21 protein-coding genes and 3 pseudogenes are annotated in these 26,523 nt (G+C 64.1%); 15 read left to right on the top strand and 9 right to left on the bottom strand.

Annotation, left to right across the window (positions count from 1 at the left end; all coding sequences use genetic code 11):
* Nucleotides 1-17: 17 nt before the first annotated feature.
* From WMC41_RS11600 to WMC41_RS11585, 4 genes are all read left to right on the top strand, one after another.
* A complete protein-coding gene (locus WMC41_RS11600) occupies nucleotides 18-404 on the top strand; it encodes an arginine deiminase family protein (RefSeq protein WP_432343278.1) in 387 nt (128 codons plus the stop codon).
* A 166-nt stretch (nucleotides 405-570) separates the two neighbouring features.
* On the top strand, nucleotides 571-1,392 hold the full coding sequence (locus tag WMC41_RS11595) for a universal stress protein (protein WP_245083395.1): 822 nt from the start codon (nucleotides 571-573) through the stop codon (nucleotides 1,390-1,392).
* 38 nt (nucleotides 1,393-1,430) lie between these two features.
* The gene (gene mgtA / locus WMC41_RS11590) at nucleotides 1,431-4,019 is read left to right on the top strand and encodes a magnesium-translocating P-type ATPase (protein ID WP_432343276.1); all 2,589 of its coding nucleotides are present in this window, start codon (nucleotides 1,431-1,433) and stop codon (nucleotides 4,017-4,019) included.
* Nucleotides 4,020-4,079: 60 nt separating this feature from the next.
* A complete protein-coding gene (locus tag WMC41_RS11585) occupies nucleotides 4,080-4,673 on the top strand; it encodes an NAD(P)H-dependent oxidoreductase (protein WP_245083401.1) in 594 nt (197 codons plus the stop codon).
* Nucleotides 4,674-4,686: 13 nt separating this feature from the next.
* On the opposite strand, the gene WMC41_RS11580 is transcribed toward WMC41_RS11585, so the two are convergent.
* From WMC41_RS11580 to WMC41_RS11555, 6 genes are all read right to left on the bottom strand, one after another.
* The gene (locus WMC41_RS11580) at nucleotides 4,687-5,670 is read right to left on the bottom strand and encodes a zinc-dependent alcohol dehydrogenase family protein (RefSeq protein ID WP_245083403.1); all 984 of its coding nucleotides are present in this window, start codon (nucleotides 5,668-5,670) and stop codon (nucleotides 4,687-4,689) included.
* A gap of 71 nt (nucleotides 5,671-5,741) precedes the next feature.
* Entirely contained in the window at nucleotides 5,742-6,167 is a 426-nt protein-coding gene (locus WMC41_RS11575) for a BON domain-containing protein (protein WP_432343272.1), read from the bottom strand.
* 354 nt (nucleotides 6,168-6,521) lie between these two features.
* On the bottom strand, nucleotides 6,522-6,926 hold the full coding sequence (locus WMC41_RS11570; RefSeq protein WP_245083412.1) for a host attachment protein: 405 nt from the start codon (nucleotides 6,924-6,926) through the stop codon (nucleotides 6,522-6,524).
* 74 nt (nucleotides 6,927-7,000) lie between these two features.
* Nucleotides 7,001-7,588 (bottom strand): helix-turn-helix domain-containing protein, encoded by a 588-nt coding sequence (locus WMC41_RS11565; RefSeq protein ID WP_432348325.1) that lies wholly within the window; start codon nucleotides 7,586-7,588, stop codon nucleotides 7,001-7,003.
* A gap of 173 nt (nucleotides 7,589-7,761) precedes the next feature.
* Entirely contained in the window at nucleotides 7,762-8,388 is a 627-nt protein-coding gene (gene fixJ / locus WMC41_RS11560) for a response regulator FixJ (RefSeq protein WP_432343269.1), read from the bottom strand.
* On the bottom strand, nucleotides 8,378-9,886 hold the full coding sequence (locus tag WMC41_RS11555; protein ID WP_432343267.1) for a PAS domain S-box protein: 1,509 nt from the start codon (nucleotides 9,884-9,886) through the stop codon (nucleotides 8,378-8,380). The genes fixJ and WMC41_RS11555 overlap by 11 nt, the downstream gene beginning before the upstream one ends.
* A gap of 125 nt (nucleotides 9,887-10,011) precedes the next feature.
* Between WMC41_RS11555 and WMC41_RS11550 the strand changes: the two are divergent.
* Nucleotides 10,012-11,337, top strand: a pseudogene (locus WMC41_RS11550) (ATP-dependent metallopeptidase FtsH/Yme1/Tma family protein); the annotation flags it as partial.
* Between the two features lie 175 nt (nucleotides 11,338-11,512).
* Here WMC41_RS11550 and WMC41_RS11545 read toward each other — a convergent pair.
* The gene (locus WMC41_RS11545; RefSeq protein ID WP_245083420.1) at nucleotides 11,513-12,037 is read right to left on the bottom strand and encodes an Hsp20/alpha crystallin family protein; all 525 of its coding nucleotides are present in this window, start codon (nucleotides 12,035-12,037) and stop codon (nucleotides 11,513-11,515) included.
* Nucleotides 12,038-12,785: 748 nt separating this feature from the next.
* Between WMC41_RS11545 and WMC41_RS11540 the strand changes: the two are divergent.
* Nucleotides 12,786-13,046 (top strand): annotated as a pseudogene (locus WMC41_RS11540) (ATP-binding cassette domain-containing protein); the annotation flags it as partial.
* Nucleotides 13,031-13,681 (top strand): annotated as a pseudogene (locus tag WMC41_RS11535) (ABC transporter permease); the annotation flags it as partial. The pseudogenes WMC41_RS11540 and WMC41_RS11535, both read left to right, overlap by 16 nt.
* A gap of 48 nt (nucleotides 13,682-13,729) precedes the next feature.
* On the opposite strand, the gene WMC41_RS11530 reads toward WMC41_RS11535, so the two are convergent.
* The gene (locus tag WMC41_RS11530; RefSeq protein WP_244769424.1) at nucleotides 13,730-14,743 is read right to left on the bottom strand and encodes a substrate-binding domain-containing protein; all 1,014 of its coding nucleotides are present in this window, start codon (nucleotides 14,741-14,743) and stop codon (nucleotides 13,730-13,732) included.
* A 10-nt stretch (nucleotides 14,744-14,753) separates the two neighbouring features.
* Entirely contained in the window at nucleotides 14,754-16,106 is a 1,353-nt protein-coding gene (locus tag WMC41_RS11525) for an ROK family protein (RefSeq protein WP_432343263.1), read from the bottom strand.
* A gap of 186 nt (nucleotides 16,107-16,292) precedes the next feature.
* Here WMC41_RS11525 and WMC41_RS11520 point away from each other — a divergent pair, with 186 nt between their 5' ends.
* The 8 genes from WMC41_RS11520 (at nucleotide 16,293) to WMC41_RS11485 (ending at nucleotide 26,500) form a co-directional block, all read left to right on the top strand.
* Entirely contained in the window at nucleotides 16,293-17,105 is an 813-nt protein-coding gene (locus WMC41_RS11520; RefSeq protein ID WP_432343261.1) for a sugar phosphate isomerase/epimerase family protein, read from the top strand.
* 48 nt (nucleotides 17,106-17,153) lie between these two features.
* Complete coding sequence (locus WMC41_RS11515) at nucleotides 17,154-18,272, top strand: substrate-binding domain-containing protein (RefSeq protein WP_432348324.1); 1,119 nt, start codon at nucleotides 17,154-17,156, stop codon at nucleotides 18,270-18,272.
* 110 nt (nucleotides 18,273-18,382) lie between these two features.
* Nucleotides 18,383-19,549 carry a Gfo/Idh/MocA family protein gene (locus tag WMC41_RS11510; RefSeq protein WP_432343258.1) on the top strand — a complete coding sequence of 389 codons (1,167 nt, stop codon included), beginning with the start codon at nucleotides 18,383-18,385 and terminating at the stop codon, nucleotides 19,547-19,549.
* Nucleotides 19,546-21,120, top strand: coding sequence for a sugar ABC transporter ATP-binding protein (locus WMC41_RS11505; protein WP_432343256.1), 1,575 nt, complete (start codon nucleotides 19,546-19,548; stop codon nucleotides 21,118-21,120). Before WMC41_RS11510 ends, WMC41_RS11505 begins: the two co-directional genes overlap by 4 nt.
* Nucleotides 21,113-22,048, top strand: coding sequence for an ABC transporter permease (locus tag WMC41_RS11500; protein WP_432343253.1), 936 nt, complete (start codon nucleotides 21,113-21,115; stop codon nucleotides 22,046-22,048). The genes WMC41_RS11505 and WMC41_RS11500 overlap by 8 nt, the downstream gene beginning before the upstream one ends.
* Nucleotides 22,049-22,265: 217 nt before the next feature.
* Nucleotides 22,266-24,047, top strand: a complete 1,782-nt coding sequence (locus WMC41_RS11495) for an extracellular solute-binding protein (protein WP_244769431.1) — start codon at nucleotides 22,266-22,268, stop codon at nucleotides 24,045-24,047.
* A gap of 277 nt (nucleotides 24,048-24,324) precedes the next feature.
* Nucleotides 24,325-25,167, top strand: coding sequence for a sugar phosphate isomerase/epimerase family protein (locus WMC41_RS11490; protein WP_244769432.1), 843 nt, complete (start codon nucleotides 24,325-24,327; stop codon nucleotides 25,165-25,167).
* A gap of 25 nt (nucleotides 25,168-25,192) precedes the next feature.
* The gene (locus WMC41_RS11485; protein ID WP_432343249.1) at nucleotides 25,193-26,500 is read left to right on the top strand and encodes an ABC transporter substrate-binding protein; all 1,308 of its coding nucleotides are present in this window, start codon (nucleotides 25,193-25,195) and stop codon (nucleotides 26,498-26,500) included.
* Nucleotides 26,501-26,523 lie beyond the last annotated feature (23 nt).

Raw genomic sequence — 26,523 nt, 5'->3', positions numbered from 1 at the left:
CGTCGAAAGGAACCGTCATGGCTGCTCTTGGCGCCCATTCCGAAGTCGGCCGGCTGCGCGAGGTGATCGTGCATCGTCCCGATCTCAGCCTCCGCCGCCTCACCCCCGAAAATTGCAAGGCGCTGCTGTTCGACGACGTGCTTTGGGTCAAGCGCGCCCGGCAGGAGCACGACGTCTTCGTCGATGCGCTGCGCGAGCGCGGCGTCACCGTGCACCTCTTCGGCGAGTTGCTGGCCGAGACCCTGGCCCTGCCGGAGGGGCGCGACTGGCTGCTCGACCGGCGTGTCGACGCCTCGATCGTCGGCTACGACATGGTGGGCGAGCTGCGCGGCTGGCTGGACGAGATGCCGGCCGAACAACTCGCATCGCTGCTGGTGGATCGAATTTGCCCGCGCTGCCGGTAAGCCGGCGGCGATCGGACGGCTCGAAGATGCCGTGGAGATCGTCGCGGGACTGCGCGGGACGTGGATAGAGCCGGCGCATGCATAAGCCATCGGCACGGTCGCGTTTGCCCCGCGTCAAGGTGTCTTCCACCCAAACGACTATCTTCTCAACAAGGAGGACAGTCCAGTGAGCTACAAATCCATTCTTGTTAATCTGGATATCGAAGGGCCGATCGTTCCGATCGTGAGGGCAGCAAGCGAGTTGGCTCAACGGTGGAACGCCAGGCTGACCGGCTTCTGCGCGGCCGATGCCTACCTTCCGGTCACGGGGCCGGAAGGCGCGGAGCTGGCCGCGGAGGTGTGGCGGCAGATGCGCGATGACGACGAGCGTCGTTTCAAGGACCTGCGCAAGGAGTTTGAGGCGCTGGTTGCCGGTGCTGTCGCGACCGACTGGCGCGTCGCGCAGGAAAGACCGACCTATGCGCTGGCCCAAACGGCAAGGATCGCCGACATTGTCGTCACTGGGGCTGCCGACGGCGCGGTGACGAAGGATACGGCGCGCTGGGTCGATCCGGGCAGCGCGGTGCTGCAACTGGGCCGGCCTCTCCTGGTCGTCGGGAACGATACGGACCACCGCGTTGGCCGGAAGATCGTTGTCGCCTGGAAAGACACGCGGGAGGCACGGCGGGCGGTCGCCGACGCCATGCCGTTGTTGCAGGCTGCCGATGACGTCGTGGTTGCGACGGTGGCTCCAACCATCGATCAGTGGGCGCGCGAGAGCTTGGGCGACGTGGTATCCTTCCTGGCTGCTCACGGGGTGACCGCACGCAGTGAAACCGTTGAAAGCGGTCGGGAAAACGACAGCCTGATCGAACTCGTCGATCGGCACGACGCCGATCTCGTCGTATCCGGCGCTTATGGGCACAGCCGCCTCAGGGAGTGGGCGTTCGGCGGCATGACCCGATCGCTGCTCGACGCGATCCGGCTCAATCGCTTCATGTCCAACTGACGGATCTGGAACGGGCGGGCGCGGGTGGAGACACGAAAATGCAGCCGGAAATGTCGTCGCCGCAGGCCGTGGATTCTGTGCCGGCCTATTGGTCCATTCCTGCTGCGGCTCTCCTTGCCCGGCTGGATACCCGCACAACCGGGCTTTCGAGCGAGGCCGCGCGGGCCCGCCTCGCCCGCGTCGGGGCCAATACGATCCGGGCGGGGCACGATGGTTCGGCGCTTGCGGCCTTCGCGCGGCAGTTCCGCAGCCCGCTCGTCCTTATCCTCATCTTCGCTGCCATCGTCTCGGGGATCGTTGGCGAGGGCAGCGAGGCGGTCATCATCGGCGTCATCGTGCTGGCGAGCTGCGTTCTCTCCTTCACGCAGGAATATGGCGCCTCCCGCGCAATGCAGGCGCTCACCGCCCGCATCGCCCGCAAGGCCCTCGTGCTGCGCGACGGGCGGGAAACCCTGCTTCCCGTCGAGGAGATCGTGCCGGGCGACATCGTCCGGCTTTCGGCGGGAAACCTCGTCCCGGCCGACGGTATCCTCCTGGAGACGCGCGACTTCAACGTCAGCGAGGCGGCGCTGACCGGCGAGACCTTCCCGGTGATCAAGACGGCGGGCATCTGCACGCCGGAGGCCCGCCTTAGCCAGCGGACAAATACGGCCTTCACCGGCACCTCCGTGCGCAGCGGCACGGCGACGATGGCGGTCGTGAAAACGGGCGGTGCGACCGAGTTCGCCTCCATCGCCGCGACCATCGTCCACGTCGCGCCGGAAACGGACTTTGCGCGCGGCATCCGCCGCTTCGGCTATCTCATGACGGAGATCATGCTGGTCATCGTCATCCTCGTCTTCTTCGCCAATCTCCTGCTGCATCGCCCGGCGGTGGATTCGCTGTTGTTTTCCCTGGCGCTCGCCGTGGGGCTGACGCCGGAGCTGCTGCCGGCGATCATCAGCGTGACGCTGGCGCGCGGCGCCCGCACCATGGCCGCGAACGGTGTCATCGTGCGCCGGCTCGACGCCATCGAGAACCTCGGCAGCATGGACCTCCTGTGCACGGACAAGACCGGCACCCTGACCGAGGGTGTCATCCACCTCGATGCCTGCCTCGACGTCGCCGGGACCGATGCGCCGCAGGTGCAGCTCTGGGCGTTTCTCAATGCCACGCTGCAGACCGGCATGGCGAACCCACTTGACGAGGCCATCGCCTCCGGAAGGGACGAGCGGGACGACATTGCCGCCTATGCCAAGGTGGACGAGATACCCTACGACTTCATCCGCAAGCGGCTCTCGGTGGTCGTCCGCCGGGCGGGCGAACGGGAGGACCTGATGATCTGCAAGGGCGCGGTGCAGACTGTGGTTGCGGCCTGTTCCTCCGTCCTTGCCGAAGACGGTGCACCGGCGCCGCTCGATGCGGCGGCGGCCGCGAAGATAGACGAGAAGGTGCAGGCCTGGAGCGGACAGGGGTATCGCGTCCTAGGACTCGCCGTGCGCCGCTTCGCGCGACAGGATGCGTATCGCCGGGAGGACGAGGCCGATCTTGCCCTTGCCGGCTTCCTGCTGTTCTTCGATCCGCCGAAGCTGGGCATGACGGAAACGCTGCATGCGCTGGCCGCCCGCGGCATCAAGGTGAAGATCATCACGGGCGATAATCGTTATGTCGCTGCCCATCTTGCCGAAACCGTGGACCTGCCGCACCGCCGCGTCCTCACAGGAACCGAGGTGAGCCGACTGACGAAGGAGGCGCTCGTGCGCCGCGTTACGCAGAACGACATCTTCGCGGAGATCGACCCGAACCAGAAGGAGCGCATTATCGCGGCGCTGCGCAAGCACGGCCATGTCGTCGGCTATCTCGGCGACGGCATCAACGATGCGCCGGCGCTGCACGAGGCCGATGTCGGCATTTCCGTTGAGGGTGCGGTGGACGTGGCGCGCGAGGCGGCCGACATGATCCTGCTCCAGCGCGACCTCGGCGTGCTGCTGCGCGGGATCGACGACGGACGGAAAACCTTCGCCAACACGATGAAATACATTTCCATCACTACCAGCGCGAATTTCGGAAACATGATCTCGATGGCCTTAGCCTCGTTGGCCTTGCCCTTCCTGCCATTGCTGGCGCCACAGATATTGCTCAACAACTTCCTGTCGGACGTGCCCTCGCTGGCCATCGCCACCGACAATGTCGACGCTGACCAGGTCCGAACGCCGCGCCGATGGGACATCGCCTTCGTACGCCGCTTCATGGTGACGTTCGGGTTGGTCAGCTCATTCTTCGACGTGATGACTTTCGCCTTCCTGCTCCTTGTCGCCGGAGCGACCGCCTCGGCATTCCAGACGGGGTGGTTCGTCGAATCCCTCATCACGGAGTTGGCCATCGTGCTCGTCGTGCGGACGCGCGCGGCCTTCTGGCGCAGCCATCCGAGCGCGCTGCTTTCCTGGCTGACGCTGGCCGTCGCCGTGTTCGCCGTTGCGATCCCCTATCTGCCGGGCGCGAACTGGTTCGGTTTCGTCGTCCTGCCGCTGCCGGTCGTCGGCGGCCTGATCGCGATCACGCTTGCCTATCTGGCAGCCTCGGAAGCGGCAAAACACTGGTTCTTCGCGCGCGAGCGCCGCCGCAGGCGAGGAAGGCGTCGCGTTTGACCCGCGTCAAGGCACCGGTGCGGCAAAAGGGTTTGATGGTGGTTCACTAGGAGATCGCCCATGCCGCGTCGTATCCTCATCATCGTCGGCCATCCCGATCCCAAACCGGAACGGCTGTGCAGGGCGCTTGCCGCGAGCTATGCCGAGGGCGCCCGTTCCGCCGGGCACGAGGTCCGGCTTATCGATATCGCGACGCTCGACTTCCCCTTGCTGCGCACGACGGAGGAGTTCACGAAACGGCCGATGCCGGTGACGCTGGAGGATGCCGCGCAGGCGATCCGGGACGCCGAGCATATCGTCTTCGTCTTTCCGCTCTGGCTCGGCACCATGCCCGCCCTGCTGAAAGGTTTTCTCGAACACGTGATGCGCCCCGGCGTGGCTTTCGCCTATCCCGAGGCGGGCAAGGGCGGCTTCGCGACGACGTTGCTCGACGACCGGTCCGCGCGCGTGGTCGTGACCATGGGCATGCCCGCCTTCTTCTACCGGCTCTGGTATCTCGGCCACGGCGTCGCGGGCATGCGCCGCAACATCCTGAACTTCGTCGGCATCAGCCCGGTTCGGGAGACGCTGTTCGGCATGGTGGAAGGCGCAAGCGGCGCCACGCGCAAAAAATGGCTCGCGAGGATGCGAGCGCTCGGCGCCCGCGCCGCCTGACCGGGCCGCCGCCTCAGGGAACCAGCACCGCCGCGCCGTTGAGGCGGCCTGCCCGGAGGTCGGCGAGGGCCTCGTTCGCCGCGGCGAGGGGATAGGCCGTGGTGTGCGTGCGTACGCCCGCGGCGCGTGCCACCGGAAAGAACGTCTCCGCATCGCGTCGCGTCAGGTTGGCCACGGAGACAAGCTCCCGTTCCTCCCACAGGACCGCATAGGGCATGGGCGGGATGTCGCTCATGTGAATGCCGCCGCAAACGACACGGCCCGCCTTGCGGACCGCGCGCAACGCCGCCGGCACGAGTTCGCCGACGGGCGCGAAGATGAGGGCGGCATCGAGCGGGGCGGGCGGCACCTCCTGCGAACCGCCGGCCCAGACGGCGCCGAGACCGAGCGCAAATTGCTGCGCATCCCCGTCGCCCGGCCGGGTGAAGGCATAGACCTCGCGCCCCTGCCAGACGCAGACCTGCGCGATGATATGGGCCGCCGCGCCGAAGCCATAGAGCCCGATGCGCTTTCCCTCGCCCGCTTTCGTCAAGGCCCGCCAGCCGATCAGCCCGGCGCAGAGGAGCGGGGCCAGCGCAACCGGATCGGCGTCGGGGTCGAGATCGAAGGCGAAGCCGGCATCCGCCACCACATGCGAGGCGAAGCCGCCGTCACGCGTGTAGCCGGTGAAGAGCGGTGCGTCGCAAAGGTTCTCCGCACCGGAACGGCAATAGGGACAGGCGCCGCATGTATGACCGAGCCAGGGCACGCCGACGCGCCGGCCGAGCCGCGAGGCATCGACACCGGGGCCGACGGCCTCGACGATGCCGACGATCTCGTGTCCCGGCACAAGCGGCAGCTTCGGATGTTCCAGCTCGCCGTCGACGACGTGGAGATCCGTGCGGCACACCGCGCAGGCCTCGACCCTCAGCCTTATTTCGCCCGACCCAGGGATCGGATCGGGACGTTCAACCAGGACAAGCCTTGTTCTCGGTCTTTCCAGGATCATCGCCTTCATCGCTGACCTCCAGCAAAATGTGAGGCGGAAGCATTGCTTCCGCCTCGTCGGCTGTCGTCAATCGTGTCACATCATCCGACGGAAATGTGGTCTTCGACCGCATGGACGCCGGCGGCGGCCCAGGCAGCCTGTTCGGCGGCACGCCGTTCGGACCACGCATGGACCCGGCCGTCCAGGCGCACCTTGCCGCCATCGAGAACGGCGACTTTGATTGCCTGCGCTTCGACCTCCGCATTGCGTTTCAGCGCATCCTCGATCCGCTTCTTGACGTCGAGCGCCGAGACGTGATGCTCGATCTCGATCTTGTTCGTCACGCCGACGACGCCTGCGAGATCACGCACCGCATCGGCGGCCGCGATCCGCTGATATTGCCAGTCGACCCTGCCGCTCAGCGTGATGATGCCGTTCTCCACCGCCACGCCGATATCGGCGGCGTCGATGCTGGGTTCGAAGTCGAGTTCGTCCAGGATATCCTGTCTCAATGTGCTGTCATTCATGACTTTCACCTCGTTCTTCCGGCGGGCACCATCCCCGCCCTGAGCCTGTTCTCTGATGCGAAAGATCGGGAGGCGTTGACCCGCGTCAAAAGCGGCATGTTTTTGGCCCTCTCTCGCCTACCTGACGCCAGGAGGCTTCTCGGCGTCCCAGGGGCGCCAATGGGTGGGGGACACGTCAACGCGTTCGCGCGTACCCGATTTCACCCATCCGACCAACGTGCGCCGGCAGGGAAAGACCAGCGTATGCGTTCCGTCGCGGTCGACGACCGCGAGTTCGAGATCCTGATTGTAGGGGGCTATGGAAACCGGTTGCCACATTGAGCGATGTCTACGAGGAGCCGGGCTCGAAGGCGCTCACGCCGTTCGAATAGCAGCCTCGATCTCCGTTCTGGAGCGTCCGGTCATGTCCTTGACGATTTCGCCAAGCAGTCGTTCCTTCAGGCTCCGGTGAAAGTGCTGTCGCATTTCCCCAAGGGTTCGTGCGTCCGCGATGATGAGTAGCTCGGTGATCTCGCTGGCGACAGCCGCCCGGTTGAGCACGGCGCAAACCGTGGCGGCGAAATCGTCTTCCAGAAGATGCGCCTTGTCGGGGTTCGCGATGCTGTTCCTGTGACGCACGCCGGAGCCGCTATGTCCCTTCGTCAGCGCGGGGGCAGGCAGCGCGGAGAGCTCAATGCCGGGTTCGTGGGTCATGTTCCTGAAGAGAAGCAAATTATGCCCGTCGACGACGGCAACCATTGCGCCATTCGGTAGGATCATCGTGGTTCTCCTTGCTGGCCGTCGCCCTTCGATGTCGGGACCGGCCGTTGAATGAACTGCTTTGCGTCGCCGGGTCAGGCGGCGAGGTCCTCCAGTGCCTGCGGTCTGACGATCTCGACGCCGCGCAGGTTCGGCAATCGGATGATGCCCTTCTGGCGAAGCCGGGAGAACACGCGAGAGACGGTCTCGATACTGAGCCCGAGATAGTCGCCGATATCGGCGCGGGCCATCTGCAGATCGATGCGCCGCAGGCCGCCCTGGCGCTCCGACATGTCGAGCAGGAAGGCCGCGACGCGTTCCGTCGCGTTCTGCCGGCCGAGTACGAGCAGGTGTTCCTGCGCCCGCACAAGGCTCTGCAGGGCCATGGGCAGCAGCGCGCTGGCAAAGTCGCCGTGGAGGAGCGTGGTGTGTTGTATCCTTATGCCGGTCGCGCTTATGGCCTCGGCAAAGAAATGATGCGTGGCGTCCGTCTCGAACCCGAACATCTCGCCGGCGAGGTGAAAGGCGGAAATCTGGCGGCGTCCGTCCGCCAGCAGCCGATAGACCCGCACGGCGCCGAACTCCACGGTATAGAGGCTGCCGCACTTTTCGCCCTGCGCATAGATTTCCGCGCCGGCGGCAAAGAATGTCGGCGCGTCGCCGGCCTGCCGGCGATCGGCCATCCCCGGATCGAATGCGGCCCTGCGATGAAACGATGTCAGAATCTCGTCATGAACGGTCATGATCTTCTCCCCGAAGTCGATGGGAGATCATCGCGCAAATCCTGCGAAACGAAATTCGGTCATGTCCGTAGGGGAAAATGCGTAGCGGCTTGCCCGCGCCGTTGGCGGGGGCCTCAATGACAGGTGCTGGCGACCTTGAGGGCGATGGCCATTCGGACGAGTTCGGCAAGGCTTTTTGCCTGCATCTTCGACATGATGTTGGCGCGGTGGACCTCCACCGTGCGCGGGCTGATGTCGAGATCGTAAGCGATCGTCTTGTTGGGCAGGCCGGAGACGACGGCGGAGAGAACTTCGCGCTCTCGATCCGAAAGGCTGTCCAGGCGCGCCCGCAACGCCCCGGTATCGCCGGAAACCTCGACCGTGTCTTCCAATCGGCTGGCGGCCCGAATGATTGCGTCGATCAGGGTTCGGTCCTCAAACGGCTTCTCGATGAAGTCGATCGCGCCTGCCTTCATGGCTGACACTGCCATCGGCACGTCGCCGTGCCCAGTGATCACGATTGCCGGGGGGAGGGCTCTGATCGCGCCGAGCCTCTCCAGCAACTCGATGCCGCTCATATCCGGCATACGCAGGTCAGTCACCAGACAGGCATGGGCGAGTGTCGGCGCGACGGCGAGGAAATGAGTGGCGGATTCGTGCACGCGCACTGTAAAACCCGACATGGTGAGAAGGAAGGCCAGCGATTTGCGCACCGGCTCTTCGTCGTCGACAATATGCACGACATAGCTATCAGGTTTCATAGTCCGCCCCCTGTCCGGCAACCGGCAAGGAGAACCGGAACGTCGTTCCGCCGCTCTCGTTGCGCCGCGCCGATATCTCGCCCCGATGGGCCTCCACGATACGCTTGGATATGGACAGCCCTATACCCATGCCGCTCGCCTTGCTGGTGACGAAAGGCTGGAACAGGCGGGCAGCGATCTCGTCGGAAATGCCTGGCCCCGTATCTTCGACTTCAACGACCACCTGATCGGGGCCATCCGGCAGGGTGCGCACGATCAGTTCCCGGCGCCCGGCGTCCCGCATGGCTTCCATGGCGTTGCGCATCAGATTGATGAGAACCTGCTGAATCTGGACGCGGTCGACAAGCACCGCTTTGGTATTCGGCGAAAAGGCGAAAACCGACCGGACGCCGAGTTCCCTTGACCCGACAAGGGCGAGCGCACCGGCTTCCTCGATCAGCTTGCACATGTCATGCGGCGCTTTTTCCGTCTCACCGCGCGTGACGAACTCGCGAAGGTGGCGGATGATTTCACCGGCGCGCAATGATTGCTTTGCGGTCTCTTCCAGCGCCTCCCGCATCTGGGCGGCCGGTTCCTCCGTCATGCCGTCCAGCAGCCGGACACAGCCCTGGGAATAGTTTGCGATGGCCGCCAGCGGCTGGTTGAGTTCGTGCGCGAGCGTGGAGGCCATTTCTCCCAGTTCGTTGAGCCGCGCGAGACGCGCCAGTTCGTTCTGGATTTCCTGCAGCCGCGCCTCGGACTCCTCGCGTTCGGTCAGGTCGCGAATGAAGCCCGTGAAGAAACGGCCATTCGAAGATTGCACCTCCCCGACCGCGAGCTTCATCGGAAAGGTCGAGCCGTCCCGACGAAGGCCCACGACCACGCGGTCCACCCCGATGATGCGCTTCTCGCCCGTTCTAACGTAGCGCTCGATATATCCGTCGTGCTCGCGATGATAGGGTTCCGGCATGAGGATATCGACGTTTCGGCCGAGCACCTCAGCCTCGGTATAGCCGAACTGCCGCACGGCGGCGGCGCTGAAAGAGGTGATGCGCGCCTGTTCGTCGATGACGACCGTCGCGTCGGGCACGGTGTCGAGGATCGAGCGGAGATGCGCCTCCCGCGCCCTGAGCGCGCTTTCGGTTCTGTCTATGGCCCTGCGCGCGTGGTGCAGCATCTCGCCCATCCACGTAATCGCCAGCCCGACGAGCGCGAAGACTGTGACCTGCAGCCAGATTGTTCCGTTGGGGCCGGCCACATAGGTCGCGCTGACAAGGGAAAGGGCCAGTGCCAAAAGGCCAGGCCCCATGCCGCCGGCGATGGCAGCAACGAGGATGACGGGAATGAAAAGGATGAATGTCGCAGTATTCCCGAATATGCCCTGAAGCAGCCAGCGAAAAGCGAAAACTGATGCCACCAACACCAGCGCCAACCCATATCCGACGCCTCCCTCGAAGCGGCGTGAAAAGATCGCCTGGAGGAAGCGCCCTTGCAATCCGGGTAGATCGCGCGCCGGCATGGTTTTCCTAACGGGACGCCAGCCCGGGCGCCATCGGGAGGGGAGATTTGACCAGCGTCAAGGATACAGCCGCCCGGACATGAAAGGAAGTAAGATAGGCGATACTCGAACAGGAGCGGCGCGATATGGACCGGAAACAGACGTTCAATGTCGGATACTTCCTTTTGGCGCTCTTTCTGCTCGGCGCATTCCAGACATGGCTTGCCTGGCGGGACGTCGCCCAGCTTTCCCATACCGAGCTGATGCAGATGGTGGGCGAGGGGAAGGTGGCGTCGGTCACCATAACGGAAACCATGGTGCAGGGCCGCTTCAAGGCGCCGGTCGACGGCAAGAGCCTGTTCCTGTCCACCCGCGTCGATCCGGACGCGGCGGCGGCCTTCGAGAAGGCGGGCGTTCAGGTGACGGGCGGCAGCGACAGCAACTGGCTCACCACGATCCTGTCCTGGGTCCTGCCGGTGCTGCTCTTCTTCGGCGTGTGGATGTTCCTCTTTCGCGGTTTCGCCGAGCGGCAGGGCATGGGTGGGCTCATCAATATCGGCAAGTCCAAGGCGAAGGTCTATGTCGAGCGCGAGACCGGCGTGAGCTTCGAGGACGTCGCGGGGGTCGACGAGGCGAAGCTGGAGCTGATGGAGATCGTGTCCTTCCTGAGGGACAAGGACAAATACGGCCGCCTCGGGGCGCGCATTCCCAAGGGCATCCTGCTCGTCGGCCCGCCCGGCACCGGCAAGACACTGATGGCCCGCGCGGTCGCGGGCGAAGCCGGCGTGCCGTTCTTCTCGATCTCCGGTTCGGAATTCGTCGAGATGTTCGTCGGGGTCGGGGCGGCGCGGGTGCGCGACCTCTTCGAGCAGGCGCGCAAGGCGGCCCCGTGCATCATCTTCATCGATGAACTCGATGCGCTCGGCCGGGCGCGCATGCCGTTCAGCGGCTATGGCGGCGGCGACGAGAAGGAGCAGACGCTCAACCAGTTGCTCTCCGAACTCGACGGATTCGATCCGCGCGTCGGCATCGTCCTCCTGGCGGCGACCAACCGGCCGGAAATTCTCGATCCGGCGCTGACGCGGGCCGGCCGCTTCGACCGCCAGGTCGTGCTCGACCGGCCGGATCGCAAGGGCCGCGAGGCGATCCTCAGGGTGCACATGAGGCAGGTGCGGACCGCGCCGGGGCTGGATGTCGGCGACATCGCCGGCATCACGCCGGGCTTCACCGGCGCGGACCTTGCCAATCTCGTCAACGAGGCGGCGATCTTCGCCACCCGCCGCAACGCGGACGAGGTGACCATGGCCGATTTCACCGAGGCGGTGGAGCGCATCGTCGCCGGCGCCGAGCGGCGCGGCCGGCTGCTTCGGGCCGAGGAGCGCGAGCGCGTCGCCTATCACGAGATGGGCCACGCGCTCGCCGCCGCCTCGCTTTCGAAGACCGATCCCGTCCACAAGGTCTCGATCATTCCATGCAGCACGCACCGCAGCAGGTGATAGGCCCGCGGCTGCGTCCAGCCGAGATCCTCGGCGAGTTCGTTGACCCATTGCGCGGCCTGGGTGAAATTGGTGATCGATGTGCCGCTCATGGGGGTCTCCTGGAAAATCCCGGTGCGCCGGCCGGGCGCACCGGTGATGGTCGCAATGATTATGCAGCTTTGACTGCGATGGTCTTTTCCGCCTGCTTTGCCTCGGCGGTCTTGGGCAGCTTGACGGTCAGCACGCCCTTGGCGAAGGCGGCGTCGATCTTGTCGGTGTCCACCCCGTCGGGAAGCTGGAAACTGCGCTGGAACGAGCCGTAGCGGCGCTCGGAGAGATAGTAGTCCTTCTGCTTTTCTTCTTTTTCCTCCTGCTTTTCGCCCTTGATCGTCAGCGTGTGATTGGAGAGCTTGATCTCCACGTTCTTCTCGTCGATGCCGGGAAGCTCGGCCGTGATCTCGTAGGCATCGTTCTTCTCTACGAGGTCCATGGCGGGCAGCACCTGCCATTCCTCGCGGGACATGCGCGGCAATTCGAAGCCGAAGACGCTCGACGGCAGGCGCCAGTCGAAGGGACGGAAGCTCTCGAAAAGCTGGTCGATGTCACGCCGCAGGCTTTCCAGTGGACGGCGCTCGTCGCGCTTGGCAGGGGCGGTCGTCTTCGTGACGGGCATTTTGGTGGCAGCTTCGGCCATGATTGATCTCCTGTGCGTTGAATAATCGTCCTCATTGCCGTCGCCCCGGTCTTCCTCGCGCGCCCAGAACGGCGGGGCGGAGGGGCGGCGGTGCTTCCCGCCGAAAAGTCGCTCGTCGGCGCGCTGCCGCGCCCGGCCTTGCTTCGCCTGATCGGCTCGATCCGGCAGGCATCCCAGAAAACGCCGCCCGTCGCCCTGTCGCATTGACGCGGATCAAGGTCGTCGCGGCCGAGTTCTGATTTTCATTTTAGGACTTCAGGACGGAAGGAAATGACGGCTGTGACCGCATCACCGGAGACGGGCAATGAATGTAACGGATCTCTCGCCGGCCCGCCGGCCAAGACAGGGGTATCATCATGATCACCGCTAGACGCCTCTGGCTTGGCGTTCTCCTGATTGCGGTCCTTACTGTCGGCGGGTTCTATGCTTGGCGGCACGTCGGAAATGGAGCGCTGCCGGAAGGGCTGGCAAGCGGCAACGGACGCATCGAGGCCGTCGAAATCGATGTCTCGGCGAAATCGCCGGGCGGATCAAGAACATCCTCGTCAATGACAGCGACCTCGTGAAGGCGGGCGACGTGCTCGCCCGCATGGATACGGCCGAGCTCGCCGGCCGCCGCCGGCAGGCGGAGGCGCAGTTGCTGCGCAAATATATCCAGCAGGTGAAGACGGGGCTGCCCGGCGTCGCCTATATCCGGCTCGATCCGCAGGCCGAATGGCCGGCCGCCCTTGCAGGGAACCCTGCTGCAATGACCCCGTGCCCGGTGGCCCGGCTGGAAAATGCCGGCCTTTCCTACGGCAAGGCGCGGGCGCTCGACGCCGTCACGCTGGACATACCGGCCGGCTGCATGGTGGGCCTCATCGGGTCCGACGGCGTGGGCAAGTCCAGCCTGCTTTCGCTGATAGCCGGCGCGCGAAGGATCCATGAGGGCCGCATCGAGGTTCTCGGCGGCGACATGGCGCGGTCCGCGCATCGGCACGGCGTCTACCCGCGCGCATGTCGCAGGCCTTCACCGGCAGCGGCTATGTTCAGTCGATCGTATCGGTTGATGTCGGCGAGTTCCCTGCCGGCCACCGCTCGTAAACCGCTCTGCCAGTCTCCCTCAACCTGCGCGCCCGCTTCAACCCGGAGCTCGACAAGGGATGGTTCGGCGCGATAAGCAACGTCATCACCTCGATCACCATGCTGTCGATCGTCCTCACCGGCGCGGCGCTCATCCGCGAGCGCGAGCACGGCACCATCGAGCACCTGCTGGTGATGCCGGTAACCGCCTTCGAGATCATGGTGAGCAAGGTCTGGTCGATGGGCCTTATCTTGCTGGCGGCGTCCGCCTTCAGCCTGGTCTTCGTCGTGGGAGGCGTGCTCGCCGTGTCGTCAACGGCTCGCTGGTCCTGTTCCTTGCCGAGCGGCGCTCGACATCTTCGCCATGACCTGCCTCGGCATCTTTCTTGCTACTGTCGCCGGCTCTATGCCTTGGTTCGCGCTCCTGCTGATGATGATGCGCCGCAGCAACTGCTTTCGGGCGGCATCACCCCGCTCGAAATCATCCAGATCATCATGCTCGCGGCGCCCAACGCGCATTTCGTGATGCTGGCGCAGGCCGTGTTATTTCGGAGGGCAGGGCTGGATGTTGTATGGCCCCAAACTTAGTTCAAGATCGCGCCGATCGTTCGAATCCTTTCAAGAGCGGGGCTATTTTTCCGGGCCGACGAGGCTGAGCTTGCGCAGCACTTCGCGCGGCGCCGGCATGCGCCAGACGGTCTGGAAACATTCCACGACATTGCGCGCCGTGACGGCAAGGCCGGGCAGCGCGACCCAGGCGGGGGCTAGCCGGCCGAGGAGAGCGGTCACGACTATGGAAGCGGCGGTCTCGCCCTGGCGGAAGGGTTGCTGGGCGGCGATGGCAACGAGCGGTTCACTGGCGGCGAGTCCGATTGCAGCCTCCTGGCCAAGGTCCACCGTCGCCATCGAAATCCTGCGGCCCATCGTTTCGAGAACCTGGGCAGCGGTCATTGCCGGCGTGTCCCAGACGACGAAGAGGCCGGCAAGTCCGGGATGGGCTTCGGCAAGGTTTCGCGTGGTCTTGGCGACTTCTGAAAGGGCAGGGAACCGCCGCATACGCAGCGTCACATCCGGACGGTTGATCTGCATCCACTTGACGAAGGCGATTTCGCGCTCGTTCGTTGCAAAGAAGTCGGCGTCATAACCGAGTACGCCAACCTCCGCACCATCAGGCAGATGAGGCGACAATCCTTCCGCCGCAATCTTGCCGAGCCCGAAATTGTCCGCCGAGACGAGCGAGATATAATCCTTGCCCGGAAGAAGGCCGGTCGGCACGTTGTCGAGCAGGACGAGCTTTATGCCGGCCGCCGCGACGCGCGCATGCGCCGCTGCCACTTTGGAATTGGCGACGGGCAGCGAGATGATGGCGTTCGGCGCCTCGCCGATCAGCCGCTCCAGCGCCTCGATCTGCACCTCCGGCGTGAAGGCGCAATCGACCACGTCGATGACCGCGACCCCGCAATTTCCGAGCATGCCGACAATGCCGGAGAGCTGCTGTTTGGCCCAGTCGCTGGCAAGCGTGTGGAGCACGATCGCGACACGGAAGCCGCTTGCCCGTGCGCGCGCCATGTCTTCCGGCAGCAGCAGCACCCGCTCGGGTGCCGATGCCCGCTCGCCGTGAGGGCCGAGACCAGTAATCGCCATTGCTTCCTCCTCAAACATCCGGCGGCCGCAGGCTGTTTCCCTCCATGGTCTTCCTCCGGGCAATCTCGTCCTTCACCTGCTGGAAGAGCGGATGCGCCTGGGGCCGGCCGGCCATGATCCAGTCCCTCAGCATGGCAGGGGCGAACAGGCTTTCCGTCGCGACGATCGCGGCCCCGACAAGCCCTGACGAACTGCCCATCTGCGAGCGGATGATTTGCAGGTCCCGGCTCACCAGCGGATGGCAGGCGCCGTAGATCGCCTCGCGCGCGGCGGCAAGAAGGATGTCGTTCGTCTGGGCGATCGAGCCTGACAGCACGATGAGTGCCGGGTTAAGCATGTTGGCCAGCGTCGCGACCACCTGACCGATCAGCCGGCCGCTCTGCGCGAGAATATCGATCGCCGCGGCGTCGCCCATTTGTGCAGCCTGCGCGACTTCGAGGGCCGTGATCTCGCTACCGCGCCGCATATGCTCGGCAAGGATAGGGCTCGCGCCATGCTCGGCCGCCACCTTGCCGTCCTGGGCGATGTGGTCGGAACCGGCCATGGCTTCCAGCGTGCCGGTCCTGTCGCCCACCGTCACCGGAACGGAACCGATAAGGCCAACGGCGCCCTGCGCGCCGCGAAACAGCGCGCCGTCGTTTGCAAGACCGGCGCCGATGCGTTTGCCGACCTTGACGAACAGCATGGTGTTGCGGCCGCCGCCAGCGCCGGCGTGGAGTTCGCCCATCGTCATCGTCTCGACACTGGAGCGCAACCAAACCGGAGCGTCGAAGGCCGCGATGAGCGTCTCGACCAGCGGGAAGCTCTCCCAGCCGGGCAGGACCCCGGGCGTGCTGCGCTGGAAAAGCGCTTCACCGCCATCCGGCACCGCACCGGGTACGGAAATGGAAATGCCATAGAGCTGCGGATCCGCCTGCCGCTCGAGAATCCAGCGGAAAAGCGTGATCAGTCGCTCTGCCAGGGCGGAAACCGGCTGGGTCAGTTCGGCTGCCTCATGATGCTCCATGAGCAGGGATCCGGCGAGATCGGCGACGCCGACGCCGATGGCGGTCTGGTCGAGCGTCGCGACGAGAATGCGGCCGCGATCTGCCGCAAACCGCACGAGACGCGGCGCGCGGCCGCCGGTGGCGGTGCCGAGCTCGCTTTCATCGATGAGGCCCAGTTCGCCGAGCGTTCCGAGCCGATCCGCGACGACGGCGCGTCCAAGCTCGCTGTGGCGTTCGATTTCCTGGCGGGTGGTGGCCTGTTCGGTGCGAACGAGGTTGAGGATGTCGACGAGGCTGGGGGCAGCGGTTTCGGAGACGCGCGGACGGCCTTTGCGGCGGGGATATCCATCAGTTTGCGCGGTCGCCGTCGTCGGCATGGGTTTTCCTTTCTGGCGGCTTCGCCTTCTTTCCCTTGATAATGCCGCTTGTTTCGACTGGCAACATCGGACTTTTGCATTAAATCAGCAAAAGTATCGTTAGATATGCGTATAAATAATTGACATCAGGTTTTTCACGCCGTAATACGGTCTGCAAGTCGTGACGATCACTGGAAGGAGGCGCCGATGTCGAACTTCAAGCTCGCCTATCATGCGAACTGCTGGGGCAATCTCGGCGGGGATGCAGTTGGCGTAACCTCGATCACCAATCTCGCTTACCGCACCTTCGGTGACATGCGCCGTGCCTTCGCCGACATTGCCGCGGCAGGCTACGAGGGCGTCGAGCTCTTCGACGGCAACCTTCTCGATTTCAGCACTGACGACATGCGCTCCCTGCTCGCCGATAATGGGCTCGCGCTGGTGGCGACCTATGCCGGCGGCAATTTCATCTTCGACGATATCCTGCCGGAGGAACTGGCCCGCGTGGTGCGCGCGGCGGATCGCGCCGCCGAACTCGGTGCACCCCATCTCGTTGTCGGCGGCGGCGCCAAGCGCTTCGACGGCATCCGCGAGGCGGACTATCACAAGCTCGCGGCCGCGCTCGACCGGGTGAAGGAGATCGCCGAGGCGCGCGGCCTCACCGCCCATTATCACCCGCATCTTTCGACAATCGTCGAGGGGCCGGCAGACGTGCGCAAGATCTTCGGGCTAACCGGCATCCATTTCTGCCCGGACACGGCCCATCTCGCGGCCGCTGGCGGTGATCCGGCCGCCCTCATTCGCGAGCATGCGGCGCGCATCTCCTATGTCCATCTCAAGGGTTTCCAGAAGGAGCCCTTCACCTTCACGCCCATCGACCGTGGCGACGTCCCGACGGACGGGATCATCGCAGTCCTTCGGGAGACCGGCTTTGCCGGCTGGGTTTGTACCGAACTCGATTCCTGGCCTGATCCGCTTGAGGGAGCGAAAGCGAGCATGGCCTATCTTAAATCGGCCTGACGGCCGCGACCGGGGCGGGAGCCCCACTTTCGGGAGGAGAAAGTGATGATGACGAGACGATTCCTGTTGGGTACGGCCGCCGCGCTGGCGCTTGCTCTTGCCTATTCTGCACCGGCCTCGGCCGATCCGGACACCGCGCTGGCGGAGCTCCAGAAGACGGTCCTCTCCAAGGGGCCTTCCGGCGAAGATCCGTCGCCGGCGTCCGATGTTATGCTGAACGACGAGGAACTCGCCAAGATCAAGGGCATGAACGCGACGGCGGCGATCGTCATGCATTATGGCGGCAACGACTGGTCGCGCGCCCAGGTCAACGGCCTGCAAACCCAGTTCGCCGCGATGGGCATCAAGGTTCTTGCAGTGACCGATGCGGGCTTCAAGCCGGAAAAGCAGGTCGCCGATATCGAGACGATCATGGCGCAGAAGCCGAGCGTCATCGTCTCGATCCCGACCGATCCGACGGCGACGGCCGCAGCCTACAAGGCGGCGGCGGAGGCCGGCACCAAGCTCGTCTTCATGGACAACGTGCCGACCGGCTTTGTGGCCGGGAAGGACTACGTGTCGGTCGTCTCGGCAGACAATTACGGCAATGGCGTCGCCTCGGCTCATCTAGTGGCGAAGGCGCTGAACGGCGAGGGCGATATCGGCCTGGTGTTCCACGCCGCCGACTTCTTCGTCACCAAGCAGCGTTACGAAGCCTTCAAGGCAACGATCGCCGCCGATTACCCCAACATCAAGATCGTGGCCGAGCAGGGCATCGGTGGGCCCGATTTCTCAGGCGACGCCGATAAGGCGGCGTCTGCGATCCTCACGTCCAACCCGAACATCAAGGGCATCTGGGCCGTCTGGGACGTGCCGGCAGAAGGTGTGATCTCGGCCGCGCGTGTCGCCGGTCGCGACGACCTCGTCATCACCACCATCGACCTCGGCGAGAACGTGGCGATCTCGATGGCCCAGGGTGGTTTCGTCAAGGGGCTCGGTGCGCAGCGGCCCTATGATGCCGGCGTGGTCGAGGCCAAGCTCGCCGGCTATGCGCTGCTCGGCAAGGAAGCCCCCGATTTCGTCGCACTTCCCGCTCTCCCGGTGACGCGGGAGACTTTGCTCGACGGCTGGAAAGCGGTCTATTCCAGCGAAGCGACCGACAACATCAAGACGAGCCTCGGCCAGTGATGATGGCAGGCACGGGGCATGATCATGCTCCGTGCCGCATGGAGTGAGCCGGCCCAGGCCGGCAGATGGAACGCGGCTTGCCTTAGCCGCTATCGTTCAGGAGAAACCCGATGACCAAAGTGATGAACGTCGCCATGATCGGCGGCGGCTTCATGGGCAAGGCGCATGCCATGGCCTATGCCTCCATGCCGATGTTCTTCTGGCCCGCGCCGGCCATTCCCCATCGCAAGGTCGTCGTCGACGTGACGGACGGCATGGCGGAGGAAGCACGCCGCCGCTATGGTTTCGAAGAGGCATCCTCGGACTGGCGCGCTGCCGTCAACCGTCCGGATATCGACGTCGTCGACATCTGCACGCCCAACAATGTGCATGCCGAAATCGCCATCGAGGCGGCGAAGGCCGGCAAGCACATCATCTGCGAGAAGCCGCTCGCCCGCACGGTCGAAGAGGCGAGGGCGATGCATGACGCGGTGAAGGCTGCCGGCGTCATCCACATGGTCGCCTTCAATTATCGCCGCACGCCGGCCGTCGCACTCGCCAGGAAATATATCGAGGAAGGCCGCATCGGCCGCATCCTGAACTTCCGCGGCACCTATCTGCAGGACTGGTCGGCCGATCCGGATTCACCGCTCTCCTGGCGCTTCCAGAAGAAGATCGCCGGCTCCGGCTCGGTCGGCGACATCGCCACCCATGTGGTCGATCTCGCCCACTATCTTGTCGGACCGATCGCCGAGGTGAGCGCGCTCACCACCACCTACAACAAGACGCGCCCCCTCCAGCAGGGCGGCGTCGACAAGCTCGGCGCGGCGGAAAAAGCCAAGGATGCGGAACGCGGTGAGGTGGATGTCGACGACGAGGTCGTCTCCATGCTGAAATTCGAGGGCGGCGCGATCGGAAGCCTGGAAGCGACCCGCAACGCCTATGGCCGCAACAACTTCATCACGCTGGAGGTTCACGGCACCAAGGGCTCGATCCATTTCAACTACGAGCGCCGCGACGAGCTGCAGGTGATGTTCGCCGACGACCCGGCCGATGCCCGCGGCTTCCGCACCGTCTATACGGGTCCGGCGCATCCCTATGGCAATGGCCTCTGGCCGATCCCCGGCCTCGGCATCGGTTATTCGGAGACCAAGATCGTCGAATGCTACGATTTCTTCTCGGCAATCGCGAAGAACCGGCTGCCGAGCCCGAACTTCGAGGATGGCCTGTTGACGGAACTCGTCGCCGACGCCCTTATCCGCTCGGGTGAGACGGGACAGTGGGAGAAGGTGGGATGACTGCGAGCGCCGCTGCCGTCCGGATGACCGGCATAAGCAAGGCCTTCGGCGGGGTGCGCGCGCTGGACGACGTCTCCTTCGAGGTCTTGCCCGGCGAGGTTCATGCGTTGCTCGGCGGCAACGGCGCCGGCAAGTCGACGATCCTCAAGGTCTTGAACGGCGTGCATCGCCCCGATCAGGGCGCAATCGAAGTCGGCGGCGTACCCCTGACGACACATACACCGGAGGCGTCGCGTGCCGCCGGCATCGCGATGAACTACCAGGAAATGAGCCTGGTCCCGACTTTGACAGTCGCCCAGAACATCTTCCTGACGCGGGAATGCCGTGACGGCATGGGGCTCATCGACGACCGGGAAGCCGAGCGGCGCGCGGCGGACATTTTCGCGCTGCTCGAAGTCTTCGTCGATCCGAAAGCCGTGGTCGGGGATCTGGGGGCCGGCCAGAAGCAGCTCACCGAAATCGCCAAGGCGATCTCGCAGGACGCCAAGATTCTGGTACTGGACGAGCCATCCACGGCGCTCGCCGTTTCCGATGTCGAGCGGCTCTTCGTCTTCCTGCGCAAGCTGAAGGCCAGGGGCGTGGCGATCATCTATGTCAGCCACCGCATGGACGAGATCGCCCGCATCGCCGACCGCGTCACGATCCTGCGCGACGGCCGGCATGTCATCACCGCGCCTCTCGGCGAGCTACCGATCGATACGATGATCGAGCACATCGTCGGCAGGCGCTCGAAAGGGCTCTCCGATGTCGAGCGCGGCCATTCCACCAGGGGCGAGGTGCTGCTGGAGCTCGACCGTGTCAGCGGCGTTCACAAGCCGGAAGACATTTCCCTGACGCTGCATCGCGGCGAAGTGGTGGGGCTTGCCGGCCTGCTCGGCTCGGGCCGCTCGTCTCTGGCGCGGGTGATCGCCGGCATCGACCCGGCGGCCAAGGGCGAGATCCGTATCAAGGGCCGCGCCGTCACGATCCGCAAGCCGGGCGATGCGATCGCCGCGGGTGTCGCGCTGGTGCCTGAGGCACGCGCAACGCAGGGCATCATTCCCGCCCATTCGGTGGCCTCCAACATGATCCTCGCCGTCATCGACCGGCTGTCCAAGGGCGGTCTCGTCGACACGAAGGCGGCAAACGCCCTGACCGACGCGCAAATCGAGCGCCTGCGGGTGAAGACGGCGAGCCGCGACCATGCCGTCTCGACGCTTTCGGGCGGCAACCAGCAGAAGGTGGTCATCGGCAAGTGGCTCGCCACCGATCCGGACATCCTCATCCTCGACGAGCCGACGGCGGGTATCGATATCGGTTCGAAATCCGAGATCATCCGCCTGGTGCGTAAACTGGCTGCCGCTGGCAAGGGCATCGTCATGATCTCGTCGGAGCTTTCCGAATTGCTGACCGCCTGCGACCGCATTCTCGTCATGTCCGATGGGCGCGTGCACCAGGATCTGCCGCGCGAGGCGCTGGAGGATCCGTCCGTGCCCGACGACGACCTTGCCCACCGTCTCCAGGCCGCCGAACAGCGCCTGCAGATCGAAATCCAGAAGGCCCTTTCGGTTCAGGAGGTTTCCCATGGCTAACGCCTTCTTCGCCAACTGGCGCCAGAACATCATCTATATCGGCTTCGTCGTCATTTTCCTCGTCTTCGCGGTGACGCTGGCCGACAAGGGGTTCCTCAACCCGAACAACCTGCTCAACATCGTGCGGCAGACGGCGATGATCGCCGTCATGGCGATTGCCATGACCTTCGTGCTCTCGGCCGGCGAAATCGACCTTTCGGTCGGCGCGGTCGCAGGCCTTTCGACCGTCACCGTCGCTATGGCGATCGCCGCAGGCGGCCCGCTCGTCGGCGTCGGTGCCGGCATCGCCACGGGACTTGCGGTCGGCATGCTCAATGGCTGGCTCACCACCCGCATCGGTATCCCGTCCTTTCTCACCACGCTCGCCATGACGGGCATCGCCAAGGGTGTCGCCATGTGGATATCGGCGACCGCGGCCGTGCCGATCCTGTCGCCCGGCTATGCCTGGCTCTTCGGCGGTGGCAATCTCGGACCGGTGCCGGTGCTGCTCGTCTGGATGGCGGTGCTCGGCGGCATCGGACACATCGTCTTGCGTCGTTCGGGCTTTGGCCGACGGGTGCTTGCGACCGGCGGCGGCGAGACGGCGGCGCGCTATTCCGGCATCGATACCAAGGCCGTCAAGTTCAAGGTGCTGGTCATCTCGTCCTCGGCAGCAGCACTCGCCGGCATGCTTTATGCCGGGCGCCTGCAATCCGGCCGCTTCCAGCTCGGCGAGGGCGACGAGCTCTCGGTCATCGCCGCCGCGGTGCTTGGCGGTACCAGCCTGTTCGGCGGCAAAGGAACCGTCATCGGCACAATCGTCGGCGCATTGATGATTGGCCTCATCAACAACGGCCTCATCCTGATGGGCCTCGAATTCAGCCAGCAACTGATCGCCCGTGGCGGCATCATCATCCTCGCCGTCGCGCTCAGTCAGAAAAGGAATTGACGGATGATTGCCACCGTCATCGGCGGCGTCACGGCCTGCTCGGAAACGCGGGAAGAGTTGTATCGCCTGCTTGCACCCAGATGGCACCAACACACTCCGAACTCCGTTGCCTAAATACGCCTTTCGCGTCGATGCGGTCGATCCTGTCGTCTTCATTCGACCGGCTCCCTATGTAAACCATCTCGCCCACGATGCAGCTTGGCATTAGGATGCCTTCATGGCTGAGAAAACACCAAGCAGGCAAACTGCTCAATCGCCCGAGGGGCCATATGAGAACGAGCCCGGTTATGTTCGGGGAACGCTGCAGAAGCAGGATCTCAACCGATTTCTTGATTTCGTCGTGGCGCTCTATGACGAAAGCGAACGCATATTCGGGTTCCAGATCGCGCAGCGGGATATGCGGCTCGTCATAGAGCTCGTCCGCAACCACTTTTCCGGGATGCTGGTCACGAAGTCGTCTCTCGCAGCTTCTTCCGGCCTCTCCTACGGCACGGCGATGCGAGCAATCGACGCCATGCTGGAAGCCAAGCTGATCGTCACGCGGCCGCGAACCTCGACCGGCCTGTCCTACTCGCTTCATCCATCAGGCGACTTGATTTCGCGCTGGCACGCCTTCGCGCATCGTGGTGAGAAGCTGCTTCGCGATGTCACGTCGGAGGTGCATGGCGACCGGGCGGTCGGGCGGCGACCTGCGTCGGAGGTCACGCCTGGGATCATTCCGCCGCCGGCAGTGCTCACGGATAAGCTGTCGCTCGGGCGTGCGCTCCGCATCCTCGTGCATGCGGATACGACCTTCATGGCCATGAGCGCGCTCAAGCGGCAGTTCGAGCTGATCCTCGGTGTGCCCATCGAAGCGCGCGCTCGCCCGATCGATCCGCTGCATGATGAGATCGTCGCGAACTCGAAGCGGTCGCAATCTCGCTACGACCTGATCGCCTGCGATCTGCCATGGTTCGGCGAGATGGGGCACCATGGCCGGCTGTTGCCGCTTGACGAGTTGATGGTAGAGAAGCCCGTCGATGTCGGGGACATCTATCCCGAGGCGCTTGCGAGTTCATGTCATGGCGGCCGGCAGCTCGGCATACCCATGCTGATGACGGGCGAGGTGTTGGCCTATCGAACGGATCTCCTTGAGGAGAAGTGGATCGCTCCGCCCCGGACCGCAGCGGATGTCATCGAGGCGGCGCGACAGTTGCATGCACCCGGGAAGGGCGTTTTTGGCGTCGTCTGGAACGGCGGGCGTGGTACCGCATTGGGCCACAGTTTCATCATGATGATGGGCGCTTTCGGCCGTCCTATCGTCGATCTCGAACGGGCCGGGTATGGCTTCGACGTAGCAGGCGCACATGGCCTTGCGCTCCGCCCAACCTTCCTCTCGGAAGAGGCGAGGCAGACCGTCGATTACATGCGCGAACTGATCGCGTTTTCGCCGCCGAACATACTCGACATCACTTGGTTCGAGCGGACCAGCATATATGCCAACGGCAATGCGGCCATGGCTTATTCGCATTCGCTGCTGGCCCATCTCTACGAGACCGTGCCGCAATCGCCTGCCTATCGCAAGACGGGATATCTGCCGCATCCTGTCGGGCCACATGGCCGGCCAATCGTGCCGGTCGGAGGCTATGCGCTCTGCATTCCGGCGAATATCGCCCAGGCCCGCATTCCATCTGTCTGGCAGGCGCTACGCGTACTCACGTCCTCAAATGCAGTGAAGCTCTATCTGATGAATGGAAGTCTCGCGAGTTCGCGTATCAGCGTCAGCAACGATCCCGAGATCCGCTCGATTTCTCCCTTTATCGGTGCAATCGATGATTTTGCCACACGCGGCTATCTTGGCATGTGGCCGCGTCCACCAATCGTCGGCATCCCCGAGATCATCGCCATTGCCGGTGAGGAAATCCATGAACTCCTTGCCGGTCGCAAGGGGGTCGGGCAGGCGCTGACCGATGCCCAGAACCGCGCCGACGCCGTCATGCGCAAGCAGGGGCATTATTAAAAGCATTGCATCAGTTCTCCTTGATGCCGGGTTTTATCCATCTTGGATAAAATATCGGCTAGTCCAAGTCTGCATCCTATCTTAGCCTCTTCGCATTCGAGCCGCGGAGATGCGGCCGCAGTGGAGGCTGCGGAAACTGGGAAGGACAAGCCCCTGACGGTCACGGCCGCAGGAGCACCACTAACAGCATGAACAGCAATTGCGCGATGTCGCGCGGGAGACCGGAGCCGGGCGGCACCGGCTCATTGGATAATTGTGCCCGGGAGGAGCGATTTCGATGGCGTTCAGATACGCATTCAACACATGGGCCTATTCCAGCTTTCCCGTCTGGGTGCCCTCCTATTCCATCGAGGAGACGATCCGCCGGATCGCCGATATCGGCTATGACGGCATCGAGATCGGCTGCGCGGCGCCGCATGCGTGGCCGGCGCATCTTTCCGCCGCCCATCGCCGCGATCTCAAGTCCCTGATGGCCGATCTCAACCTCAAGCCCGTCAGCCTGCTGCCTGCACCCGGCGGTGGCCCCGGCAACAACCCGGCTTCGCTTCTCGAGGCGGAACGCAGGGCGACGATAGCGCACTACAAGGAAGTCGTGGATCTCGCCCATGACCTCGGGGCCGATCGCGTGCTCTATATCGCCGGATGGCGGTCCTTCGGCACCGGCTACCAGCAGGCTTGGGACTGGAGCCTGGCAGCGCTCAAGGAAATCGCAGCCCATGCGCGGGAAAAGGGCGTTGGCATCAGCATTGAGCCGACGTCGGCCGACTCCAACCTTATCGATACGCCAGGACAGGCGTTGTTGCTACGTGAACAGGCCGGCTCGGATTCGGTGAAGGTGATGTTCGACACCTACCACGCGCTCTATCGTAACGAGGTGAGTTCGGACTATGTGCGAGAAATGGCCGATCACCTCGATCATGTGCATTTCGCCGACACGGATCGACTGCCGCCAGGCGAGGGCACAGTCGATTGGTTCGGTGTCCTGAAGGCCCTCAAGGAAATCGACTTCAACGGCTACGTCACGATGGAAGTCGGCTTCAGCGGCCGTGATTTCGACCCCGACCGGGTCGCGCGGAGCGCTTTGAACTATCTCAAATCACTAGAGAAAACCCTGGGTTGATTGGCAGCGGGAGGAGGAACCCCCTATGAATCTGGAATTCAATTATCGCAACCTTGCGAAGGCCACCGCATCGGCGCTGATACTCGCCACGGCATCCGGCGCGATGGCGCAGGAAAACGTGGTGGTACAGTGGGACCAGTTCTCCAATGCCGGTATCACGGCGGCCGGACCGGCTATGGATGAATTGATCAAGGTCTGCGAAGCATCGCTCAAGGATGTGAAAATCCTTCGCACCGTCGTTCCCTCGATTGGCATTCGAGAAAGCTATCGTCTGGCCGTGTCCGCCGACAAGACCCCGGACCTCGGCTATACTTGGCCGGCGGCATCGGTGTTGGCGGGTTATGCCCGCACCGGCAAGGTCGCCCCGCTCGACGACTATTACGAGAAGTACGGCTGGGAGAATGTCGACGCCTTCTATCGCGGCCGCAATTCCTACCAGGGCAAGCTCTACGCCGTTCCGATGGAACAGGACCTGATGGGGGTCTACTACAACAAGGCGATGTTCGAGGAACTCGGTCTCGACGTGCCAAAGACCTATGCCGAATTCAAGGACGTGGTCGAGAAAATCAAGGCAGCGGGCCGCATTCCGATTGCCTTCGGCAACCGCGACCGCTGGCCGGCCACCAATACGATGAGCCTGATATTGGGCCTCACCGCAGGACGTGCCGGCGAAGAGAAGGTGTTCTTCGGCGACGAGCCCTGGACCAATCCGAAGTTCAAGCTTGCAGCCGAGACGTTTCAGCAATGGGGCAATGACGGCTACTTCCCGCGTGGCTTCAACGGCATTGGCTATGACGAGGCGAATGCGCTCTTCCTCGGCGGCCGTGCCGCGATGACGATCACCGGCACCTGGGTGCTGCAGGACATGGCGCGCGGGGCGAAGTTCGATCTCGGCGTGTTCATTCTGCCTCCGATCTCCGAGGACGCGCCGGCCGGCACGATGTGGGGCGAAGGCTCGCAATGGCAGATTTCGGCAAGTGCTGCACAGAACGTCAAGGACGCGGCGGCGAGCTATGTCAATTGCCTGACCTCCAAGGAAAATCGGAAGGTCTGGGTCGAGAAGGGCTACCTGGTGCCGATCGGCACGACGCCCGACGAACTCAATGCCTGGAACACGCTGCCGGTGGTCAAGGACTTCTATGCGGAAGGCTTGAAGACACCGGACACCAATTTCTACGATTTGCACACGACAGTGCCGGAGAGCGTGACGCAGGTGCTCTATCCCGAACTCCAAAAGCTGATCGGTGGGGAAGCGACGCCGGACGAGTTTCTCGCGGCGATGCAAGCCTCCTGGCAGGCGGCCATCGACAATGGCGAACGCTGGGTTCCCTGACCAAGCCCCGGGATCAACCCGGA

Source organism: Shinella yambaruensis, assembly GCF_050859155.1.
Classification (GTDB): domain Bacteria; phylum Pseudomonadota; class Alphaproteobacteria; order Rhizobiales; family Rhizobiaceae; genus Shinella; species Shinella yambaruensis.
Note: the sequence above shows the minus strand (reverse complement) of the source record. Positions and strands in the feature narration are given on the sequence as shown.

Bases quoted from the DNA above. Each gene is read 5' to 3' on its own strand.
- WMC41_RS11580 (WP_245083403.1), bottom strand. From the start codon at position 5,670: ATGAAGGCGATGATCCTGGAAAGACCGAGAACAAGGCTTGTCCTGGTT.
- WMC41_RS11600 (WP_432343278.1), top strand. From the start codon at position 18: ATGGCTGCTCTTGGCGCCCATTCCGAAGTCGGCCGGCTGCGCGAGGTG.
- WMC41_RS11515 (WP_432348324.1), top strand. From the start codon at position 17,154: ATGACGAGACGATTCCTGTTGGGTACGGCCGCCGCGCTGGCGCTTGCT.
- WMC41_RS11565 (WP_432348325.1), bottom strand. From the start codon at position 7,588: ATGGCCGATCGCCGGCAGGCCGGCGACGCGCCGACATTCTTTGCCGCC.
- WMC41_RS11545 (WP_245083420.1), bottom strand. From the start codon at position 12,037: ATGGCCGAAGCTGCCACCAAAATGCCCGTCACGAAGACGACCGCCCCT.
- WMC41_RS11525 (WP_432343263.1), bottom strand. From the start codon at position 16,106: ATGCCGACGACGGCGACCGCGCAAACTGATGGATATCCCCGCCGCAAA.
- fixJ (WP_432343269.1), bottom strand. From the start codon at position 8,388: ATGAAACCTGATAGCTATGTCGTGCATATTGTCGACGACGAAGAGCCG.
- mgtA (WP_432343276.1), top strand. From the start codon at position 1,431: ATGCAGCCGGAAATGTCGTCGCCGCAGGCCGTGGATTCTGTGCCGGCC.
- WMC41_RS11490 (WP_244769432.1), top strand. From the start codon at position 24,325: ATGGCGTTCAGATACGCATTCAACACATGGGCCTATTCCAGCTTTCCC.
- WMC41_RS11530 (WP_244769424.1), bottom strand. From the start codon at position 14,743: ATGGCGATTACTGGTCTCGGCCCTCACGGCGAGCGGGCATCGGCACCC.
- WMC41_RS11505 (WP_432343256.1), top strand. From the start codon at position 19,546: ATGACTGCGAGCGCCGCTGCCGTCCGGATGACCGGCATAAGCAAGGCC.
- WMC41_RS11585 (WP_245083401.1), top strand. From the start codon at position 4,080: ATGCCGCGTCGTATCCTCATCATCGTCGGCCATCCCGATCCCAAACCG.
- WMC41_RS11485 (WP_432343249.1), top strand. From the start codon at position 25,193: ATGAATCTGGAATTCAATTATCGCAACCTTGCGAAGGCCACCGCATCG.
- WMC41_RS11520 (WP_432343261.1), top strand. From the start codon at position 16,293: ATGTCGAACTTCAAGCTCGCCTATCATGCGAACTGCTGGGGCAATCTC.
- WMC41_RS11570 (WP_245083412.1), bottom strand. From the start codon at position 6,926: ATGATCCTACCGAATGGCGCAATGGTTGCCGTCGTCGACGGGCATAAT.
- WMC41_RS11495 (WP_244769431.1), top strand. From the start codon at position 22,266: ATGGCTGAGAAAACACCAAGCAGGCAAACTGCTCAATCGCCCGAGGGG.
- WMC41_RS11500 (WP_432343253.1), top strand. From the start codon at position 21,113: ATGGCTAACGCCTTCTTCGCCAACTGGCGCCAGAACATCATCTATATC.
- WMC41_RS11510 (WP_432343258.1), top strand. From the start codon at position 18,383: ATGACCAAAGTGATGAACGTCGCCATGATCGGCGGCGGCTTCATGGGC.
- WMC41_RS11555 (WP_432343267.1), bottom strand. From the start codon at position 9,886: ATGCCGGCGCGCGATCTACCCGGATTGCAAGGGCGCTTCCTCCAGGCG.
- WMC41_RS11575 (WP_432343272.1), bottom strand. From the start codon at position 6,167: ATGAATGACAGCACATTGAGACAGGATATCCTGGACGAACTCGACTTC.